Raw genomic sequence first — 20,920 nt, 5'->3', positions numbered from 1 at the left:
TTTATTTAGAGGTGAGGATGTGGTGCTGGAGCTTCATTATAATATAAATAATGCCCAATTTTAATTAATTACCCCTTTTTTTTAGTCCGCGTAGGCGGACTTTGTTTGTATAGCAGCGATTTTAAATCGCCAGGAAAAGTGGAGTTTTCAAGGCGGATATTGGATTACGAAAAGAAACTGTAAAGCCGACTCTAAATAAAGTTGTGCGAACTAAAATACAGGCGGTACAACTCGCAGCTTAGCGTACAGCGGTTGTTATCGATATGAATCAGCCCCATACTAAATAATTTAGAAGCCACTATCGGCTCTAATTCCACTCCGTGTTCCGATTTTACCACTTGTTTAAGTGCAACCGCAAGTTCGGGATACTCTTGGAATGTGGCCCAAAAACTCCGCAAGTAATCTTTATAAATTCCCGCTATTGTCGGAGCTTCTTGTAGTAGCTGATCTAGCCTTACACTGTTTTGACAGAGGTGGTAAAGAGCTAGCCGCACCAGATAAGGATGTCCCCCTACCATTGCCATCAGTCGATCGCCATTGGGGCCATCTGTCCAATCCAGTCCGTGACGCTGGGCTAAAGCAACTATCTGCTCTTCTGTAAAATAGGGCACTTGCAGCGGCAAACCGACATTAAAAGGCGATTCCGTGAGCTTTAAAGGAATATAAATTTCTGTAGAGTGAAGAACGATTAACCGCAGTTTTTCCAGGGTCTTAATCCGCTTTGCTTCTTCATGCCAGCTTCGCAGCAGCGGCAAAAATTCTCTGGCAATTTTTGGATACTCAAAAATTCTATTTACTTCATTTAAAGCTAACACAAAAGGTGTACTTATTTCTGCTAATACATATTGTTGCAAATAGATGGTGCAGCTTACTTTGCTACCCATGTCTTCATCCCAATAATCATCTAATAGAGGTGGTAATCCTAGGTGACGGCTGATATTGGCACAAAACCAGCGTAAAAATTTATCGAGGTTGTCTAAAACAGCTTCCTCGGCTTGCTGAAAATCTAAACTTACTGTTCGATAGTCAAGAGAACTTGCACGATCTAAAATCCTTAGCAGAAGGGAACTTTTTCCCATCTTCCTGGGAGCCTTAATCCGCAGCACACTTCCTGGTTTGGTAATCTCTCGATAGGCGAGTTCTTCAATTAGGGGGTGATGGATATAAAATGGCGAACCGAGGGGCACGGGAGATCCGGGAAATTCTAAAGGTGTTGCGAGGCATTGGCTGCGGGTAAATTCTTCAATTAATTCTCGTTCCTCTGTGGTCAGGGAACGTGATTCTACACAAGAGCGAAAATTTGATTTGCTAATAGATGTCTGCAAGATTTGAGAGAGAGATTGCCACAAGGACGAGGCGATGTTTCTCAGGTAATGCTCTCCGTAATGAGAGGCAGATGCGATACTTGTATAAGTCTTTCCTTCCCAAACTTGGCGGAGTATGATTTCTTGTATGGGATATAAATCTTTTTGTAATCGCACACGAGTTAGCTGTAGTACCTCATCTATCGTCATAACGAGCAATAACCATATAAGTGTATCGTTGATATTATCACTTATGATTGAGTGTAAAGCTCAGAGCGATCGCCGATTGGATTGCGACACGATACTGTCGCGACATTTTTCATGGGGTAATTGGTCAAATCGGTTAAATCTCCCCGAAGAGTATCACTGTCAATGATCAAGAATTCCCTCGCGGGGCGGGGGCGGGTGTATTTAACCTGTCTGCACTTTTCAAGGGTACAAAAGTGAACCCACCTCTACAGGTTTTTGAGAATGGTTCTCTTCGTTAATTTAAATGCGTGACATCCGTTAAATCTGGTAATTACCCCGTTGCCTGACTGGTCACTCAGTGCTACAACCCAATTTTAATGGGCGCTGGCGCTCCTACTGGAAAGGAATCTGCGCTCAGTTTTTCTTGATCGTTGCCCAAAATGTCATGCCGGTGTCACAGTTGATAGTGAAAGCAGAATTAAAAATGTGACAGTTGACTTTGCTAAAGCTTAGTCGATTGATGTTAATTTAATTACAAGTAGTTTCATATCGCTGCATTTACTCATCACAAGTGTTAAGTCCAAAAGCCTAATTTTTATTTTTGTGCCAGCAGTTTTTTTAATTTTCCTGTAACCACCTCTCAAAAATATTAGCAAATAACCGAGTTAATTTGATGCAAATGGTTCATGAAATGTTTTCAAATTATTTTATTCCTCACGGTCATTGCTACTTGTGGAAGCCGGGATTAGTGAGGCTACACGTTTTGTCCGATGGCTTGATAGCCGTCGCTTATTTTTTGATACCGATCACGCTTATTTATATTGTCAAAAAGCGGCAAGACGTGCCTTTTGACTGGGTTTTCATGCTGTTTGGCTCTTTTATTGTCTGCTGCGGGATTACCCATATTATGGAAATATGGACGCTGTGGCATCCTAATTATTGGTTCTCTGGTTTTCTTAAAGGGATTACGGCGCTGATTTCGCTATGTACAGCAGCAGTGCTGGTGGAACTAATCCCAAAAATCTTGGCTATTCCCAGTCCTGATCAATTGGCGGTGGCAAATGTAGCTTTACAAAAGGAGATTTGTGAGCGCAAACAAGCTCAAGAAGCACTCTCGGAATTAATGCTAGAATTGGAAAAACGGGTGATGGAGAGGACGATCGCTTTAGAATCGACCAATGAACTTTTGCTACAGGAAAATCGCGATCGCTCTTTGGCTGAAAATTCATTGCGGCACTCGGAAGCTAAACTGCGAGAACAAACTCAGCATTTAGAGAACGCTCTGCAACAACTTAAAGGCGCTCAAACTCAACTCGTGCAAACTGAAAAAATGTCGTCTTTGGGGCAAATGGTAGCTGGGGTTGCCCACGAGATCAATAACCCTGTTAACTTCATTTATGGCAATCTGATTCCTGCGGAGGAATACATTAAAGAGCTTGTAGAATTGATTAAGGCTTATCAAGTTTATTACCCCACTCCGGCGCCGGAAATTGCAGACAAGATTCACACTATCGAACTCGATTTTATTTTAAAAGACTTGCAAAAACTTTTTGGTTCGCTCAAAATTGGAGCAGAGCGAATTAGGGAAATTGTTAAATCTTTACGGACTTTCTCCCGGTTAGACGAAGCCGACATGAAAAAGGTCAATATCCATGAAGGTCTCGATAGCACTTTAATGATTTTGCAGCACCGCTTGAAAGAACAACCAAACCGTCCGCCTATTCAAGTGATTAAAGAGTATGGAGATTTGCCAGAATTGGAATGCTACGCTGGACAGCTTAACCAAGTATTTATGAATATTTGTTCTAATGCTATTGATGCTTTAGAACAGATTGTACAGCAGGGAGATTTGACCAACGGCTATTGGGAAAATAATTTATTTGACTACTCACAAAACCCCTATTGCCCACTGCTAAAAATTCGCATCCGCACGCTTTTAGTTGATGGCAAGTGGGTGCAGATTCACATTGCTGATAATGGCACTGGCATAGATTATGATGCGATCGCTAAAATTTACGATCCATTTTATACAACGAAACCTATCGGTGCTGGTACCGGACTGGGTTTGGCGATTTCTTATCAGATTATTCAATCCCATGAAGGTTATTTGCGCTGCACATCCGAGGTTGGCAGAGGTACGGAGTTTATCATTGAAATTCCTTTGCGATCGCAATTTAGCGAGCGCCACCTAGTGCAGAAGCAAGCTGTTATGAACAAGCTGGGTTGAGGCGTTAATAAATAATGCTTAATCCAGCTACAATTTTCGGTTGATTTTATTTTTTGCCTAACTTAGGCATCATCAAATCCATATTATCTGCCAATAACAAGTATTATGTGGGAAGCACTCAAAAATATCTTTTCCCCTACTCAGTATATGCCTCACGGTCATTGCTATCTTTGGCAAACGCCTTTAGTGTGGCTGCACGTAACTGGGGACTTTTTAATCGCGATCGCCTACTATTCAATTCCGGCGATGCTAATTTATTTTATCTTCAAGCGGCGCGATGTTCCTTTTTTAGGAATATTTGCTTTATTTGGTGCATTTATTATTCTCTGCGGCACTGGTCACTTGCTAGACATTTGGACGTTGTGGCATTCCGCTTATTGGCTGTCGGGGATTGAAAAAGGAATTACTGCACTGGTTTCCTGCTTCACCGCCGCCTCGATGGTAACACTATTGCCCCAGTTTTTGTCTTTAAAAACCCCCCAAGAATTAGAGGCAATCAATTGCAAGTTGCAGACTGAGATTGCGGTGCGTGAAGAGGCTGAGTTAGCGTTGCGCCACGCTTATGATGATTTAGAAATTAAAGTTCAAGAACGCACCGCAGAGTTGAGAAAAATCAACGGTTATTTAGAAGCAGAAATTAGAGAAAAGATAGCCGCTGAATCGGCTTTGCGAGAACGAGAGACTAGGTTGACAGAACAACAAAATGGTTTGCTAGAATTAGCGAAAAATTCTAGTATCTACGAGGGAAATATCGCCGAGGCGTTGAGAGAGATTACGCAAATGGCAACTCGTACCCTGAATGTTGATAGGGCAAGTATTTGGTTTTATCAGGAAGATAAATCCTCACTGTGCTGTGCGGATATTTACGAACTGACTCCCAATCAACACAGCGCCGGCGCAGAACTGAAAGTTGCTGACTATCCTAGCTATTTCCAAGCTTTGAATACAGAACAGGCGCTGGCAGCGGTTGATGCCAAAACCGATCCGCGCACCCGAGAATTTAGCGAATCTTATTTGACGCCTTTAAACATTTCGTCGATGCTAGATGTTCCTATTACCCATCAAGGACAAATTGCGGGTGTAATTTGTTTAGAACATCAGGGAACGACCAGGAATTGGACGCTCGACGAACAAAGCTTCGCTAGCTATGTGGCGCAGATCGCAGCTTTAGCAATGGAAGCTCGCGATCGCAAGCAAGCCGAGTTAAACTTGCGTTCTGTCACCGAACGCTTGCAATATTTGCTGGCGACTACTCCGGCGGTGATTTTTAGCTGCAAATTAGGGGGGAATTATGACGTAACATTTGTCAGCGATAATATTGTTTCAATGATGGGTTATGAAGCCAGAGAATTTCTTGATGGTTCCCTTGATTGGCATAGCCTCATTCACCCAGACGATAGAGAAAATGTTGCAACTGCATTCGCTCAGATATTGGAAAAAGAATCGATTTCCTACGAATACCGCGAACGGCACAAAGACGGTACTTATCGCTGGATATACGATGAGATCAAGTTAGTCAAAAATTCTGCTGGCATACCTGTGGAGTGCGTGGGTTATGGAGTAGATATTACTGCTCGCAAACAGGCGGAAGCAGCTTTGCAGCAACAAGTAAAAAGGGAGCGGCTCGTGAATTCCATGCAAGAGCGAATTCGTTCCTCTCTTAATCTAGAAGAAGTGCTGACAATGGCTGTGGAAGAAGTCCGCCAGTTTTTGTCAACTGATAGAACAGTTATTTACCGCTTTAATCCAGATTGGAGTGGATTTATAGCCGTCGAGTCGGTATGTGTCGGTACGATGCCGATTTTGGGAATTGATATTAATGACCCTTGTTTTCGAGAACACTATGTCTCTATTTACCAGCAGGGACACGTCCGCGCGATCGACAATATTTATACGGCAGGTATTTCAGAGTGCCACATTAATTTACTAAGCGAGTTGGAAATTAAAGCTAACCTCGTCGTTCCCCTTTTGCAAGGTGACAAACTATGGGGGTTACTCATTGCTCATCACTGCCGCAGTCAAAGGCATTGGAACTCTTCTGAGATAGAATCTCTCAAGCAAATTTCCGTGCAGCTAACAATTGCCATCCAGCAATGCACCCTTTTTGAACAAGCCAAAACAGAAATTGCCGATCGCAAATTAGCAGAAACAGCATTACAAAAAGCTGTCGTAGCTGCTGATACAGCTAACCGTGCCAAGAGCGAATTCCTTTCTTCTATGAGCCATGAATTGCGGACTCCCCTGAATGCCATTCTCGGATTTAGTCAGGTGATGGTGCGCGATTCATCTCTCAACAATCAACACCAACAGCACCTAGAAATTATTAATCGCGCCGGTGAACACTTGCTTGCCCTGATTAATGACATTTTGGAAATGTCTAAAATTGAAGCGGGCAGAAGTCAGCTTAATGAAAGCAGTTTTAATTTAATGCGCTTGCTAAAAACCTTAGAAGAAATGTTCCGATTAAAAGCTAAATCTAAGAAATTGCAGCTAAATTTGGAAGTGGGTGACGGCGTACCACACTTTGTTACGGGAGATGAAGGTAAATTGCGGCAAATTTTGATTAATCTTGTAGGAAATGCGATCAAGTTTACAGAGAGGGGTAGCGTTACTTTGCGAGTGAAAAAGAAGGTACAAGAAAGTTTGGGGGCTGAAACCGCAGAGTTTTCGGACACACAAACAAAACTTGTCGGCGCGGCTTCTGAACATTCCGAAAGCTTAGCGGTTGAAACCACAGCTATACAAAGGAAACCCGGATGGTGCACTGGTTTTAATGAGTCCGAAAGCTTGGCACACTGTGATTGTGTAGACGCGAATCACCTTTACCCGGAATTGTTACGCCTTCAGTTTGAAATTGAAGATACTGGCCTTGGCATTGCCACAGAAGAAATGAATAAGTTATTTGAACCATTTGAGCAAACAAAAACAGGTCAAAAGTCTCAACAGGGGACTGGATTAGGTTTACCAATTAGCCGCAAATTTGTACAAATGATGGGAGGAGATATTACAGTCAGCAGTACACCTCAGTTGGGAAGTAAGTTTGCATTTGATATTCAAATCAACCATGCCACTCCCACTGAAATTAAAATTCTTAAACCGCAGAAAAAAGTCATGGGTTTAGCACCGAGTCAACCAGAATACCGGATTTTGGTTGTTGACGATCGCGCCGATAACTGCCTAGTCATAGAGAGATTATTGTCACCACTAGGCATCCTCGTGCGAGAAGCTAGAGATGGTGAAGAAGCTATTGCTGTATGGGAGGATTGGCAACCGCACCTGATCTGGATGGATATGCAGATGCCTGTCATGGATGGCTATGAAGCCACCAGAAAAATTAAAGCTCATCCTCTCGGAAAACAAACTGTAATAGTTGCTCTTACTGCGAGCGCTTTTGAAGAGGAACGACAAACTATTTTAGGAGCAGGATGCGATGATTTCATGCGTAAACCCTTCGAGGCAAAGATACTATTTGCGAAAATGGAAGAACTTTTAGGAGTACGTTACATTTACGAGGAATCAGTTGATGCACCACTAGAAAATGAAAACGAAATTAGCGGAGTGACTAGCAATCAATCTGTCGAGTCACAACTCGGTCAAATGCCTCTTGAGTGGGTAGAAAAGATATCTCATGCTGCTCATGAATGTTGCGACGATAAAATTGTTAAGTTGATTGAGGAAATGCCTAGCGAGTTTGCTTTTGCCGCAGAATACTTAACTACTTTGGTGCAGGATTTCCTATTTGACGATATTATAGATATAGCGCAGTCAGCAGTTGCAACGAGGTAAAAATAACAGTTTTCAACTAATCTTAACTTGGGAGGCAATTCTATTTAAAAAAGACCTAACATTACGCCCCAATACCGTCTCCTTGCCATCTATTTTTAGCAAGGTAAATCGGATTTTCTACCGTTGCGTTTTTTTGAGGTAAACTTTTTAAGTGTTAATATCTTTTATCTTGACAAACTACCGTGAGCGATCGCATGGACAGCCATCATTATCCTACAATTCAAGCCAACATTTTAGTAGTTGATGATAAGCCCGATAATGTGCGGCTTTTATCTACAATCTTGACCGAACAAGGGTATCAGGTTCGTAAAGCGCTGAACGGGCAAAGGGCGATCGCTACAGTGCAAGAGTTTCCGCCGACTCTAATTTTGCTGGACGTGATGATGCCAGACATGAATGGATATGAGGTATGTGCAAAGTTGAAAGCTTCACCAAAAACCAGTTCCATTCCCGTGATTTTCTTAAGCGCCTTAGATGACGTTTTAGATAAAGTGAAAGCTTTTGAGGTGGGAGCAGTTGACTATATTACTAAACCTTTTCAAGGTAAAGAAGTATTGGCACGAGTGGCAAATCAGTTAACTATTCAAAGTCAACAACAGTTACTGCAACAGCAAACGAAGCAATGCCAAGAACTTGTCGAACGTTTGCAAAACGAAATTAAAGAGCGGCAGGGGGTGGAGCTAGCTTTACGGCTTGCTCAAACAAAGTCGGATCATTTATTGCTGAATATTTTACCAGCAGCGATTGTTGAAAATTTGAAAAAGGGCGAGGGTTCTCCTGCCCAGAGGTTTGATTCAGCAACAGTTCTTTTTGCCGATATTGTCGATTTTACGTCTATTGCTGCTAGAATGTTACCTCTAGAATTGGTAAATGTATTGAACCAAATTTTTTCAAGGTTTGACCAATTAACTGAAAAACACGGTTTGGAAAAAATTAAAACAATTGGAGATGCTTATATGGTAGCGGGGGGGTTGCCGGTGCCGAGGGCAGATCATGTAGAAGCGATCGCGAATATGGCATTGGATATGCAGGAAGCGATCGCTGATTTTCAAACTGACAGAGGCGAACCATTTCAAATTCGGATTGGCATTCATACAGGACCAGTAGTTGCTGGCGTAATTGGCACTAAAAAATTTATCTATGACTTGTGGGGAGATACTGTTAATGTGGCTTCTCGGATGGAATGTCAAGGATTACCGGGATATATTCAAGTTACTACGGCTATTTACGAACTGTTAAAAGATGGGTATTTATTGGAGGAGAGAGGTGCGATCACGATTAAAGGAAAAGGAGAGATGAGCGTCTATTGGCTAAAAGGTAAAAAAGGTAATTCAGCGGTAGAAACCGCTTCTCGTCAAACGAATTCCTCTCCTAGCGAAGTAATAGAGTACCCAAATACCCCACTTCTTTAAGAAGTCGGGCATCTAACCTAAAAGCTACGGATGAACGTTGAACTAATCCTTAAAAAATGAAAATAATTTGCAATTGCAAATTAGTATTTTCCCGGAAGATTTCAATGCGATCGATAAATTCTCGAAAGTAAAACCTGCGTTCTGATTCTGATAAATCGAGCCAAAATTGCGGCAGGGAAACAGTTTGGGCAATTTCTCGCAAATTTACTGGGGGTAGTTGCGCTAATTTGCTTTGCAGTTCGGCAATTTCGGTGCGGATTTTGTAGGCTCTAAACTCGGCCGTTTCCGTGTCTAAAATGCCGCTTTCAATCAGGGTCCCAAGTTGCTCTATGATTTCTTGTTTCGATGCGATCGCCCTGACAATTCCTGCTTTAATTCCATTCATATTCGGCATTTGCAACCCAGCAACAGCATCGGGTAAATCCCGACAAATACCGGCGATGGTTAATTGCAATACTTCATCGTAGGAAAGGCCGCTACATTTAGGCTGTTTTGGACAGTTAATCGGTCGCAAATAAAGGTATTCTTTTTCTTGGCGGTAGGAGGTGACTTTGGCAACTGTCATGGGGGATTTGCATTCTGCACAAATTGCTAAACCTGCGAGGGAACGTGGGGCGCTAGCGCTGCGAGGAGAAAGGCAGCGGTTGCGGCGCAGTAACCTGTCTATTTGGGCGGCTTCTTCTCTGGAAATAATCGGGACGTGGGTGTTAGAAATTACTTGACCGTTTTGATATTCCAAATCACCTCGGTAGGCTGGATTTGTCAGCCAGCGGCGGCCGGTGCTTACAGAGATTTTTTTGTTGTATTTCTTGGCTAAATACCGCACGGAACCTCGCAAGGAACCGTAAATTAAAAAGTGTTCAAAAAAGTCTTTGACGGTGGGGGCGGTGGTTTTATCGATCGTATAACAATCTTTGCCGCGCCGGTAGCCGTAGGGAGCCTTACCCGGTGGAATCCGGGATTTGATGCGGTTGCGGGCGTGTCCTTTGCGAATACTCCGGCTGTGTTGGCTGCGCTGGATTTCTGCGAGGATTTGCAGCAAGTTTTGGCGGTTTCGCGGTTCTGTTTCTGCTTGTACGATGATTTCGACGCCGAGGTTTTCGAGTTGGGCGAGGTGCGAACACACTTGCTGTACGGTGTCGCCGAGTTCTTCAAACCGCTGAATTAATAAGTATTTGACTGGTTCTGTTTGGCAGTCTTTGAGGAGTTGTTGCAGTTGTTGTCGCCCTCCTAAGTCTTGATAGGTGCGATCGACTTCTTGGCCCCAAATTTCCGGTGCGGGTGCTGCTTCCAGTAGCGGTTCAGTGTAAGAATAAGCGATGATTTTCATCTGTTACTCGCTGAGTTCGATGATGTTGCCGTCGGGATCTTGGGTAAATAATGCCGATCGACCTGACGCGCTCATTTGAAACGGGCAATTGTGAGCGATTAACTGCTGTTTGGCTGCCTCTAAGTTGGCCACAGAAAATGCTAGATGTCGGTTGCGTCCCCATTTGGCATGGTCTACGGCATCTGGGATAATTGTTGCACCTAAAATTAGGTGGAGCTGGAAGTCGCCGATTTGATACCAGATTCCGGGAAATTTTAAGTCGCGATCGATTTTTTGCAGTTTTAGTACGGTGCTGTAAAAGTGTTGGGATTTTTCCAGGTTGGAGATGAGTAGGGCGGAGTGGAGGGATTGAGTAATTTGCATTGTTTGTTGGAATTTATTGTTTTATTTTAACCGCTGATGCAGGCAGATGAGCGCTGATGAACGCAGATTTTTTGATGTTGGTTGAGTTTTTGATATGATAACATTGTCCGTCGATCTTAATATATCTATTATCAAGTCTTGTAACAAAAAACTGCCCCCTGGGAGTGTTTTTAACAATGGTTTCTCAAAAAAGTGCGATCGTCTCCAAAGCGGGCAAATTCCCTCTCCGCAATGTCTTGGTAGTTCCCTTTGTTCTCCAAATTTTGGCTGCTGTTGGCTGCGTTGGCTATCTCTCTTACAGAAACGGAGAGCAGATAGTCAACGATATTGTTAGTCAGTTGCGGCAGGAAGTGAGTGCGAGAGTTTACGAACGTGTTCAAACCTATCTGGAAGCTCCGCCACTGGTGAATCAGATTAATCAGGATGCTGTACCTTTGGGGGTGTTGAACTTTGACGATTTGGAGCAAGCTCGACCCTATTTTTGGAAACAAGTTCTGCAATTTAAGTCGATCGGTCACGCGGGAATTGCCAACGAAAAAGGTCAGTACCTGCGTGTGGGTTGGGTAAATCGGCTGGTTGGACTTGAACAACCTCAGCTTGCCCAGCAACTGATTCCGGGGGGCGGCGACTTGATATATTACAACCTTGACGATAATGGAAACCCGACAACAATCGACAAAAACACGCCCAATTATGACGTTCGCACGCGCCCTTTTTACAGAGTAGCTGTTGAGAAGAAACAGGCAGCTTGGAGTGAAGTTTATATTAATTTTGGCTACGGTACGCTGCAAATTAATGCGAGTGTACCCTATTACGATGCCGAAGGGAAACTAATTGGGGTGCTGACTTGCCAGATGGGACTAGATCAAATTCGCCACTTCCTGCAAACCTTAAGGGTGGGTAATTCCGGTCAAGTATTTATCATTGAACCCCAGGGTGAGTTAATAGCCACCTCGCTTAAAGAACAGCCTCTTTCGGTGGGAACAGGCAAAGATACAACGCGGCTAAAAGCACAAGAAAGCAGCAACCCGCTGATGCGTCAGAGTGTGGTTTATCTGCTCGAACGCTTCAAGCATTTGGAAGATATCGAGCAAACTGTTCAACTTGACTTTAAGCTGAACGGTGAGCGGCAATTTATCCAAGTTTCTCCGCTAACTGACAAGTACGGTCTCAATTGGCTGAGTGTAGTAGTAGTTCCTGAAGCGGACTTTATGGCGCAGATTTATGCTAACACTCGCTACACCATTTTACTGTGTATAGTGGCTCTCATTGTCTCTGTTGGAGTGGGTATTTTCACCGCTAGCTGGATTACTCGCCCCCTAAACCAAATTGCTCAAGCTTCAGAATATCTAGCAGGTGGTGCTCTTAACCAGAAAGTTGCTTCCAGTCAAATCGGGGAAATTGAAACCTTAAGAAATTCCTTTAACAGCATGGCGATACAACTGCAAGAATCCTTTGAAACACTAGAAGATAAAGTCAAAGAACGTACCTCTGAACTCGCCACAGCCACCAAACAAATTGCCACTCTCAACCAGCTCCTGAAAGCGGAAAACCTTCGCATGAGCTCCGAACTCGATATGCTCAAACAAATGCAGCAGTTGATTCTGCCAAAACCTGCTGAACTCGCAGCCATTCAAGATTTAGATATTGCCGGATTTATGGAGCCAGCCTCGGAATTAGGTGGTGATTACTACGACGTACTTTGTACTAACGGGGTTGTCACGATTTGCATTGGTGATGTCACCGGACACGGATTAGAAAGCGGCATTTTGATGGTGATGACTCAAGCTGCTGTCCGCACTCTTCAAGAAATGCAAGAATCCAACCCGGTGCGTTTTTTAGATACCCTCAACCGCACTATTTATAAAAATGTCCAGCGCATGAACTCCGACAAAAATATGACACTAGCTTTGCTAAACTATGCGGATCGCACAATTAGTATCAGCGGTCAACATGAGGAAACTCTTGTGGTCAGGAAAGGTGGTAAAATCCAGCGGATAGACACCATGAATTTAGGATTTCCGCTCGCCTTAGATGAGGATATTTCCGATTGGATTAGCCATGTTTTAGTAGACTTAGAGCCGGGGGACGGGGTGGTGCTTTACACTGACGGCATTCCCGAAGCTAGAAATATGCACAAAAAATTCTATGGTATTGAAAGACTCTGTGAAGTTGTTTCTCAAAACTGGCACTTGAGCGCCGAACAAATCAAGGAAGCCACCATCGCTGATTTGCGAAAGTTTATTGGAAAACAAAAGGTTTTTGATGACATTACTTTGCTAGTATTGAAGCAACAGGGAAATATTGTGCATAATTTATGATTGACGATCGTCAACCAGGTTTCTACGAGGAATCTTGGATTTAGTGGTCAAGCATCGAAGCAGAAACAGGATTTCGAGTTCCGCGCTTGTAAGTTATAATAATTTACAGCGAGGAAGTCAAACAATTTTGCGCTTCCAAATTCGGAAGTAGAAATTATGAAACCACAAATAAATTTAGCACCATCTAAATCTCCAGAAGAACTCCATACCCAGCTACAGGAGTTGAGCGAAAAACTTGAGGAAGTAGAGGATGAAAAAAATAGCTATGAAACCTTAGTAGAAATTATTACGCAACACTCCACGGATCTGGAAAACCAGATCCATCATAAAAACCGAGAGATGCAGACTTACATCGAGCAGGTAAAAAAGGTTATAGATGCAGCTATTGCTGTAAAAAACAATAGCTTTCAACCCCAGATATTGTCAGATGTGGCAGCGCGCAGTGATGCACTGGGAGAACTGGCACAGGTATTCTCGCATATGGTCCAAACGGTGAAAGCGCGGGAACAAGAATTAGAGAAACTTTTGCAGGCTTACGGACGTTTTGTTCCCGATGAATTTCTCCAATTTCTCGGCAAGCAAAGCATGGTTGATTTCCAGCTTGGAGATCACGTGAGCAAAGAGATGGCAATTATGTTTTCCGATATGCGTTCCTTCACCACGATGGCGGAGCAAATGACTCCTCAAGAAAACTTTGACTTCATCAATAACTATTTACAGCAAATTAGTCCCGAAATTCGTAAGCACAATGGTTTTATTGTCAAGTATATTGGAGATGGAGTCATGGCAGTTTTTCCTGATGGCGTGGATGATGCTATTCAGGCAGGAATTGTGAAGTTGGAGCAGTTGCAGAAATACAATCAAAGCCGTAAAATAAATGGGGATATACCGCTGAAGATTGGCATTGGTATCCATGTGGGTGATACGATGGTTGGGATTATTGGAGATGCAAATCGGATGCAAGCAGATGCGATCTCAGATCATGTCAATCTCACAGCTCGTCTGGAAGGTTTGACTAAGTATTATGGCGTATCTTTATTAATTTCTGGAGATGTGGTACAACATTTGAGTCAACGCGAAAAGTATCATATCCGTTTTTTGGATCGGGCTATTGTCAAAGGTAGACAAGAAGCCATTTTAGTTTGTGAGGTCTTAGATGTTGAAGTAGAACCAGTGCGATCGCTCAAAATTCAAACTTTGCCTATATTTGAGGAGGGACTCCAAGAATATTGTCAGGGAAATTTTGCTAAGGCCATAGTTTGTTTTGAACAGATAGTGGCGCTAAATCCAGATGACAAGCCCAGTCAACTTTACCTAAAACGCCTCCAATCGCTGTTAGAAAAGAGTTTTCCTGCTAACTGGAATGGCGTGTGGAAATTTACCCAGAAGTGACATTGATACATCAATTGGAGGCAGAAAAATCATGACATCTGGAAGCTTAAAAACAATGACACAAATCTTTGGAGAATTCATTGAAGAATTTCCTCCTGAACACGACTCCCTAGAACTTACATTTACCCCCAGTTCTCGCCCCATCAAACAGCGCTGGCGCAATAACAGGCTTTCAGCTCATTTTGTAGCCGATTATTTGTCTAGCTTTCTACCGGTGGATGAGGAGGATGCTAGCAGCGAGAAACGGATAAAAGAAAGCAAGGGAGCTGTGAGCTATGTGGCAAACGAACTCTTAGAAAATGCGATAAAATTTAATAACGATGATACCAATTACAAGGTCAGATTTGGTATACATTTTATTGGTGAAACAGAGGTGACGGCGATAATTTTTGCCAGTAATAGTGTCAAGCCAGAAAGGGCAAATAAATTGAAGGAGTTTATTGAAGAAATTCTGGCTTCCGATCCCAATGAACTTTATTTGCAGCAGCTTGAAAAGAATGCGGAATCGGAAAGTGACACATCGGGATTGGGATTGCTGACGATGATTAATGACTATTCAGCTAAGATAGGTTGGAAATTCGAGCGCAGACCAGATAGTGATACCATCATTGTTACGACTGTGGTTCAAATTAGGGTCTAGTTGCTAGCATTTCAATATTTACTCTCTTGTGCGATCGCACTATTTTAGTCAGGAAACAAAATTACAATGGGCATTCAAGAAATTCAAGGTGAAGATTACAGCATTCAGTACGATCCAGAATCAGTCACAGTCACTTTCCAAGGCGAACTGAGCCTGAGCGGTCCAGCAGAGTATGCGCCAATAGTCGAATTGTTAGATGAGGTCGCCAATCCCGAACCGCCTACTATTACCTTGAACCTAAAAAATTTGGAATTTGTTAACAGTTCTGGTATCAGTATGCTGTCGAAGTTTGTTATTGCCGTTCGGAAAAAGAAAACGATTCAACTTTTGGTATTGGGTTCAAATGATGTTCCCTGGCAACAGAAATCTCTCAGAAATTTAGAAAAGCTGTTGCCAACTTTGAAGCTCGAATTAGCGTAGGATATGTGTAAATGTAAATTTTAACTACAGTTAATACAGGCGGGACGCCCGTTCCACACACAGTTAACATAGGCGGGACGCCCGTGCCACACACAGTTAAAATAGATAAATTTGGATGATTAGTAAATTGCTTAAGTTTGCTGGATCGGCAGTTCAATGATAAACTCGGTTCCCTTGCAGGCTTCAGACTCGCACCGGAGCGATCCTCGGTGATTTTCTACTAAGATTTTGTAGACAATAGACAATCCTAAACCGGTACCTTTACCAATTTCCTTAGTGGTGAAAAACTGCTCGAACATTCGCTCTTTTATCTGTGGTGTCATTCCGGTTCCCGTGTCAGCAATCCGCACTCTCACGCGATCGGGGCCAGCTAATTCTGTGGTGATAAAAATTTTTAGCGCAGCATGGGGCTGATTTTGTGATACTTCGTCCAAAGCATCGATCGCGTTGGTAATTAGATTCATAAATACTTGATTTAGCTGTCCTGAATAACACTCTACAGGAGGCAATTTTCCATAACTTTTAACTACTTGAATGTCGCGACGGTCTATTTGAGAATTGAGACGGTTTCGCAAAATTAACACGGTGCTGTCAATGCTGTCGTGCAAATCGCACATGGTCATGTTACTGTTATCGGTTCGCGAAAAGTTGCCCATAGATTTGACAATTTCGCGAATGCGATTGGAACCCATTTGCATGGAAGAGATAACTTTAGGCAAGTCTTCAACTAGAAAATCAAGATCTATCTCTTCGATTTTAGCTGTGATTTCGGGACAGGGATTGGGATAGCATTCTTGATAGAGACACAGCAGGTTCAACAAATCTTGAGTATAAATTGCGGCATGGCTCAAGTTGCCGTAAATAAAACTAACTGGGTTATTAATTTCGTGGACGATACTAGCCATTAGCGCCCCCAGCGAAGACATTTTTTCGCTGTGGAGGAGTTGAGCTTGAGTTTGTTTTAGTTCGCAAAGTGCGCGATCGAGCTGGGCGGCTTGAGCTTCCGCTTTCGAGGTAGCAGCACAACTTTCTTGATAAAGTTCAACCTGTTTAAGGTCGATTTCAAATTGTTCGATTTCGCTTTCTTGCTGGTATTGACTCACCACGGCATCGAAAGCTTCTAGCAAGTCGCCGCCCGCTGCTTCGACAATGTACAGCAGGTGGGGGTTTTCCAGCATGAGTTCGGCATCAGGAACTTGCACCAATGCTTTTATTCGATCGATATATGAGCGCACTTGTTTGTCTAAATACAGTGGCGGCTCAAAATACATTGCCTTGAGGGCGGGTGAAGGGGGACTCACTAAGTTGACGCTGCTGCCAAGATTAATTAAGTCGCGGTGCGATTTTTCCATAAGCTCGATCGCCTCTAACAAATCCCGGCGCAGTTTTGCTCTTTCTACCCCATTCTGAGAGGAAACTAACCTCATGCAAAAAAAAGCCGTTCGTTGGGACAGCATTCGCTGGCGGCCGCTGATGTTAATTACCGCAGCACTAATTTTTCTGGCTGTCGTAATTTCTTCCAGATTAAAGTAGTTGCTCAGTGCTGCCATTGGTAATACCCCCGACTCCACTAAATGTCTGTAGCTCCTGCTGACACAAGATTTAAGAGCCATAAAAAAAATTGTACAAGACACTAATCAATATATTCTGTATTTCCTAATAAAGTAGTATACTAAAACACAATTATTTTCCATTGGTGGCTTATCACAATTTTTATAATTCGGCTTCTTGCACAGTTTTTCTTAATGATTCAAAAATTCACAAGTCAACTTCGCCATAATTTGAGCTTGAGTTTGCGGCAACCCGTGAGTAGCATTGGGAATAATTACTAACTCGGCCCCCGGTATCTCGTTAGCGTAGGTTTCACAGTGCCATAGAGGAATTGTTTCGTCGCTATCTGCTGCGATAACTAAGGTAGGAATTTGCAATTTGTGAATTTCTTTTTCTACTGTATCAACTGCGTCTTCCGGCCGCATCCGACTCATTAAAAATGACCTTGCTACTGGTTGAGACATTAACTCCCTGCGCCACCCGGAAATTTGCTGCAATTTCTCACTTTTTCCCGCTAAACTAGCAAAAGGTTTTGCCAACTGCAAAGCCCAATCAACGGCTGGGGTTTCCCACAACAGCGGCCGCAAAGCATCATATTGACCGCAAAAACTATCGTCCCGAATTCCCGCTGGGGCTGCTAATACTAAACTGCTGACAGAATTAGGATATTTTAGGGAATATGCAGATGCTACCCAACCGCCAAAAGAATGTCCGATGATGCAGCAGGGTTCGATATTTAGTTGTTCTACAACTTGCCGCACAAAAGCAACTTCTACAGCTACGTCGTAGCGGATTTCTGGTTTGCTGGATTCTCCAAAACCCAACATATCTAAACTGATGCACCGAAACTGAGATTGCAATAACTCAATGAACGGCAGCCAGCAAGTCTTTTCTCCTAAGAAACCGTGCAGCATCAATAAGGGTCTGCCGCACCCGATGTCGAGGTAGGCGGCTGTTTGGGTGGTGCTATTGACAAATGTAGTTAATGTGTGCGTTTGTCCTCGAAGTGCTTGAGACTGCATGGGTGATCGACTCCTAATAGGTAAGATACATTTGTAAAGGATTGTAACAAAAAAGCAGTTCAAACGTTAAACTTCATTACGGAGTACACAGTTAGAAATAGACCATGATATTGTCTATGATTATTAGAAAACACTACAAACCCAAAGCAGGAGAACACTTTGAACTCTACTTTAAAACAGTACCCGGCTTGCTCTCTTCGCGAAGATGTCAGTGAGTACGTAGCACACCTACAGCTTCACATGACGTTACAAGCTCGCAACTTGCTCCCTACCATTACCACCGCTAAGGATAGTCGCGAACAACTGTTGCAGCAGACTCAGGCTCATTTTGAGAAACGTGTTTCTCGACAAACTATTTAAACAAATTTAACGATCGCCCGCGGTCGATCGAACTTTCCCACATTTCAGCATCCCAGAAACCCGGTAGCCTCAACAATACCGGGTTTCTTTTCGGCTAATTATGCAGGGGCCCGGTTTTGGGTAATATGCGTTCGGTGTGTTTTAAATTTAATGTCTATGCGAATTCCGATTATTGCATTTTTGACTTTGGCTGCGCTGGCTGGCGGCGAATTGACGGCGCAGGCGATTGATCCGAGTGCCGCACCGACTGAGGCGGAGTTTAGAGAGGGAACCGCAGAGGCGCAGAGGGCGCAGAGGGAGGAGGATGAGGTCATCGGTGACAACTTAACGTCAAACCGACCATCTCTGTTGTTTGTAGCGAAGTCTAGATCCCCCCTAGCCAAGGGCGGGCACGGAGGCACCGCCCCTACTAAGGGGGGGACAAGAAATATGCTCAAAGTCCCCCTTATTAAGGGAGATTTAGGGGGATCTAGACTAGATGACAAGCGACATTTGTTATCGGTTCCAGTCTTAAATAGTCACCAATCGGATGAGGTGAACCCAACTGTGCGGGATTTGCCGGCATCCGATGAGCTCGCAGCTTCTGGAGAAGTACGCGCGGCGCAGCTATCCCCTAGGGAATCTCTCTCATATCGTTTCCGGTTGCATCAAAATAATAAAATCGAGTCAACAGTTAACACTCAACCATTCAGTTTTTCCACCCCGAGTCAACAGTCAACAGCCAACAGTCAACAGTCAACAATCATTCCGGTGCAACCGGAATTGATATCACTCAAGTCCAGCCACAATAAAGATTTTACATCTCTGTTAAAAACTCCGGCGACGATCGCGACACAAGCCGAAATCCCCGAAGCAGTAAACAGCAACGCCCGACAGCTAGGCGGTACTCTACAAATCAGTCAAGCGGGCAATGCTGAGGGCGTTTACGTTGCAGAGGTAAAAATTCGCTTTGTCAATTCCCGAGGTGAAGCTGTTGATAAAAAAGGGAATCCCATTGAGGGCAGAATTTCGGAAGATTTTATCCGAGGTGAGCTCAAACTCAAGGCGGGGGATAACTACAGCCGGGAAGTTGTACGATCGGATTTACAGCAGTTGCAGCAATTGGGATTGTTTGACAAAGTGACGGTTTCGATTGAAGAAGTTGGCACGGATGTTAATGTAATCTACAACGTTCAAGAGCGATCGGCTCGTTCTTTTAGCGTGAGTGCCACTCTGAGTGATGATGTGGGCGTTGCTGTTCCTCTTTCGTATACCGATCGAACTTTCGGCACCAACCCCCAGCGGCTAGCGGTGGAACTTGAACCCAGCCTCCGAGGTATCCAGTACGATGTCGAGTTTGTCAGCCCTTACGTTGCCGCCGAAGACCGTTTGGGATACAGTGTGAGAGCTTTTGGTGATCGCAGAATATCGGAAATTTTCAACAAAGATATTGATTTGCCCAACGGGAACCGAGTTCGGGAAATTCGGGTGGGGGGAAATCTCAGGTTTACCAGACCTTTGGGCGATTGGCAATCGACTTTGGGACTGAATTATACAAACATCAGTACGCGCGATCGCAACTTAAATATCGCCCGCCGCGACGAACTCGGCAATCCTCTCACATTCAGCGGCAGCGGCGTTGACGAGTTATACACTGTTTCTTTCGGTGCGATGCTTGATCGGCGGGACAATCCCTTCAACCCCACCAGTGGCTCGATTCTGGGCCTTAGCACCGAGCAGTCGATACCTCTGGGGCGAGGTAACATTGTGAGTAATCGGCTGTTGGCAAATTATATACAGTATGTACCAGTAACTTTGCTCGGCATCAGCGAGTCCGAAGCCTTGCCCGAAATGCTGGCTTTTAACTTGCAAGCGGGGACGGTAATCGGGGATTTGCCACCAACGGAAGCTTTTCGCCTCGGCGGCCGCAATTCCGTGCGGGGTTACGACGGCGGGGATATTGGCAGCGGCCGGAGTTATTTTTTGGCTTCGGGTGAATATCGGTTTCCTGTGGGTCAAGATGTTGGCGGCGTGATATTTGTTGATTTTGCGTCGGATTTGGGAACGGGAGATAGTGTACTCGGAAAACCGGCTGTAGTTAGGGACAAACCGGGGACTGGGGCGGGTGTTGGGGTGGGTGTGAGGGTGCGATCGTCCTTTGGATTAATTCGCTTAGATATGGCTGTTAGCGACTCCGGCGACCTCAAATTTATACTCGGTACAAAGCAACGGTTTTAACAATAGTGCAACAGATCATATCAATTCCGGTTGCACTCCTTCGGAATTGTTGACTGTTGACTGTTAACGGGCGGGTCGAAAAACTGAATGGTTGAGTGTTAACTGTTGACTCGATTTTATTATTCCGATGCAACGGGAAACGATATTAGTTAACCCACAGTGTGAAACAGATTTTGGGCGACTCAATTGCCGCCAAAGCCTTTGGTCGGACATCATCAAACCTATCGGCCTCGGCTGGCGGGGTGTCGGTAATTTCTGCGAAGGATAGGGTAAATTGTCGATCGAATAATTGAGTTTGATTTCTTTCCTCAGCCCAACCTCCAAAGTTTGTAGTAGTAATCGAAATTGAGTGAAATACAGCACCTCGGTAAGGACACAACAATGTT

At 43.9% G+C, this 20,920-nt stretch carries 15 protein-coding genes; 9 read left to right on the top strand and 6 right to left on the bottom strand.

Annotated elements, in window-relative coordinates; translation table 11 throughout:
• Window positions 1-191: 191 nt before the first annotated feature.
• Window positions 192-1,481: an AAA-like domain-containing protein gene (locus QUA90_RS09950; protein WP_333445241.1), complete on the bottom strand. Its 1,290-nt coding sequence runs from the start codon at window positions 1,479-1,481 to the stop codon at window positions 192-194.
• 685 nt (window positions 1,482-2,166) lie between these two features.
• Here QUA90_RS09950 and QUA90_RS09945 point away from each other — a divergent pair.
• From QUA90_RS09945 to QUA90_RS09935, 3 genes are all read left to right on the top strand, one after another.
• A complete protein-coding gene (locus QUA90_RS09945; RefSeq protein WP_333445239.1) occupies window positions 2,167-3,720 on the top strand; it encodes an ATP-binding protein in 1,554 nt (517 codons plus the stop codon).
• Window positions 3,721-3,825: 105 nt separating this feature from the next.
• The gene (locus QUA90_RS09940) at window positions 3,826-7,506 is read left to right on the top strand and encodes a GAF domain-containing protein (RefSeq protein ID WP_333445237.1); all 3,681 of its coding nucleotides are present in this window, start codon (window positions 3,826-3,828) and stop codon (window positions 7,504-7,506) included.
• Window positions 7,507-7,700: 194 nt separating this feature from the next.
• On the top strand, window positions 7,701-8,918 hold the full coding sequence (locus QUA90_RS09935; protein WP_333445255.1) for an adenylate/guanylate cyclase domain-containing protein: 1,218 nt from the start codon (window positions 7,701-7,703) through the stop codon (window positions 8,916-8,918).
• 49 nt (window positions 8,919-8,967) lie between these two features.
• Here the strand turns inward: QUA90_RS09935 and QUA90_RS09930 are convergent, their stop codons facing one another.
• On the bottom strand, window positions 8,968-10,248 hold the full coding sequence (locus QUA90_RS09930; RefSeq protein WP_333445233.1) for a recombinase family protein: 1,281 nt from the start codon (window positions 10,246-10,248) through the stop codon (window positions 8,968-8,970).
• Between the two features lie 3 nt (window positions 10,249-10,251).
• Window positions 10,252-10,611 (bottom strand): VOC family protein, encoded by a 360-nt coding sequence (locus QUA90_RS09925; RefSeq protein ID WP_333383240.1) that lies wholly within the window; start codon window positions 10,609-10,611, stop codon window positions 10,252-10,254.
• 176 nt (window positions 10,612-10,787) lie between these two features.
• Between QUA90_RS09925 and QUA90_RS09920 the strand changes: the two genes are divergently transcribed.
• The 4 genes from QUA90_RS09920 to QUA90_RS09905 all read left to right on the top strand — a co-directional run bounded on the left by QUA90_RS09920 (window position 10,788) and on the right by QUA90_RS09905 (window position 15,384).
• Entirely contained in the window at window positions 10,788-12,932 is a 2,145-nt protein-coding gene (locus QUA90_RS09920; RefSeq protein ID WP_333445231.1) for a SpoIIE family protein phosphatase, read from the top strand.
• Window positions 12,933-13,088: 156 nt separating this feature from the next.
• Window positions 13,089-14,324, top strand: a complete 1,236-nt coding sequence (locus tag QUA90_RS09915) for an adenylate/guanylate cyclase domain-containing protein (protein ID WP_333445230.1) — start codon at window positions 13,089-13,091, stop codon at window positions 14,322-14,324.
• A 31-nt stretch (window positions 14,325-14,355) separates the two neighbouring features.
• Entirely contained in the window at window positions 14,356-14,964 is a 609-nt protein-coding gene (locus tag QUA90_RS09910; RefSeq protein ID WP_333215643.1) for a DUF6272 family protein, read from the top strand.
• A gap of 66 nt (window positions 14,965-15,030) precedes the next feature.
• Entirely contained in the window at window positions 15,031-15,384 is a 354-nt protein-coding gene (locus QUA90_RS09905; RefSeq protein ID WP_333081064.1) for a slr1659 superfamily regulator, read from the top strand.
• Window positions 15,385-15,515: 131 nt separating this feature from the next.
• On the opposite strand, the gene QUA90_RS09900 is transcribed toward QUA90_RS09905, so the two are convergent.
• Both QUA90_RS09900 and QUA90_RS09895 read right to left on the bottom strand, forming a co-directional pair.
• Window positions 15,516-16,997, bottom strand: a complete 1,482-nt coding sequence (locus QUA90_RS09900) for an ATP-binding protein (RefSeq protein ID WP_333445228.1) — start codon at window positions 16,995-16,997, stop codon at window positions 15,516-15,518.
• A 129-nt stretch (window positions 16,998-17,126) separates the two neighbouring features.
• Complete coding sequence (locus QUA90_RS09895) at window positions 17,127-17,957, bottom strand: alpha/beta hydrolase (protein WP_333323505.1); 831 nt, start codon at window positions 17,955-17,957, stop codon at window positions 17,127-17,129.
• 159 nt (window positions 17,958-18,116) lie between these two features.
• On the opposite strand from QUA90_RS09895, the gene QUA90_RS09890 reads away from it, so the two are divergent.
• Entirely contained in the window at window positions 18,117-18,317 is a 201-nt protein-coding gene (locus tag QUA90_RS09890) for a hypothetical protein (protein WP_333081061.1), read from the top strand.
• Between the two features lie 156 nt (window positions 18,318-18,473).
• A complete protein-coding gene (locus tag QUA90_RS09885) occupies window positions 18,474-20,534 on the top strand; it encodes a BamA/TamA family outer membrane protein (protein WP_333445226.1) in 2,061 nt (686 codons plus the stop codon).
• A gap of 145 nt (window positions 20,535-20,679) precedes the next feature.
• On the opposite strand, the gene QUA90_RS09880 is transcribed toward QUA90_RS09885, so the two are convergent.
• A complete protein-coding gene (locus tag QUA90_RS09880) occupies window positions 20,680-20,916 on the bottom strand; it encodes a hypothetical protein (RefSeq protein ID WP_333323509.1) in 237 nt (78 codons plus the stop codon).
• Between the last annotated feature and the right edge of the window lie 4 nt (window positions 20,917-20,920).

The sequence above is a fragment of the Microcoleus sp. D3_18_C4 genome (genome assembly GCF_036702355.1).
Lineage (GTDB): Bacteria > Cyanobacteriota > Cyanobacteriia > Cyanobacteriales > Microcoleaceae > Microcoleus.
Note: the sequence above shows the minus strand (reverse complement) of the source record. Positions and strands in the feature narration are given on the sequence as shown.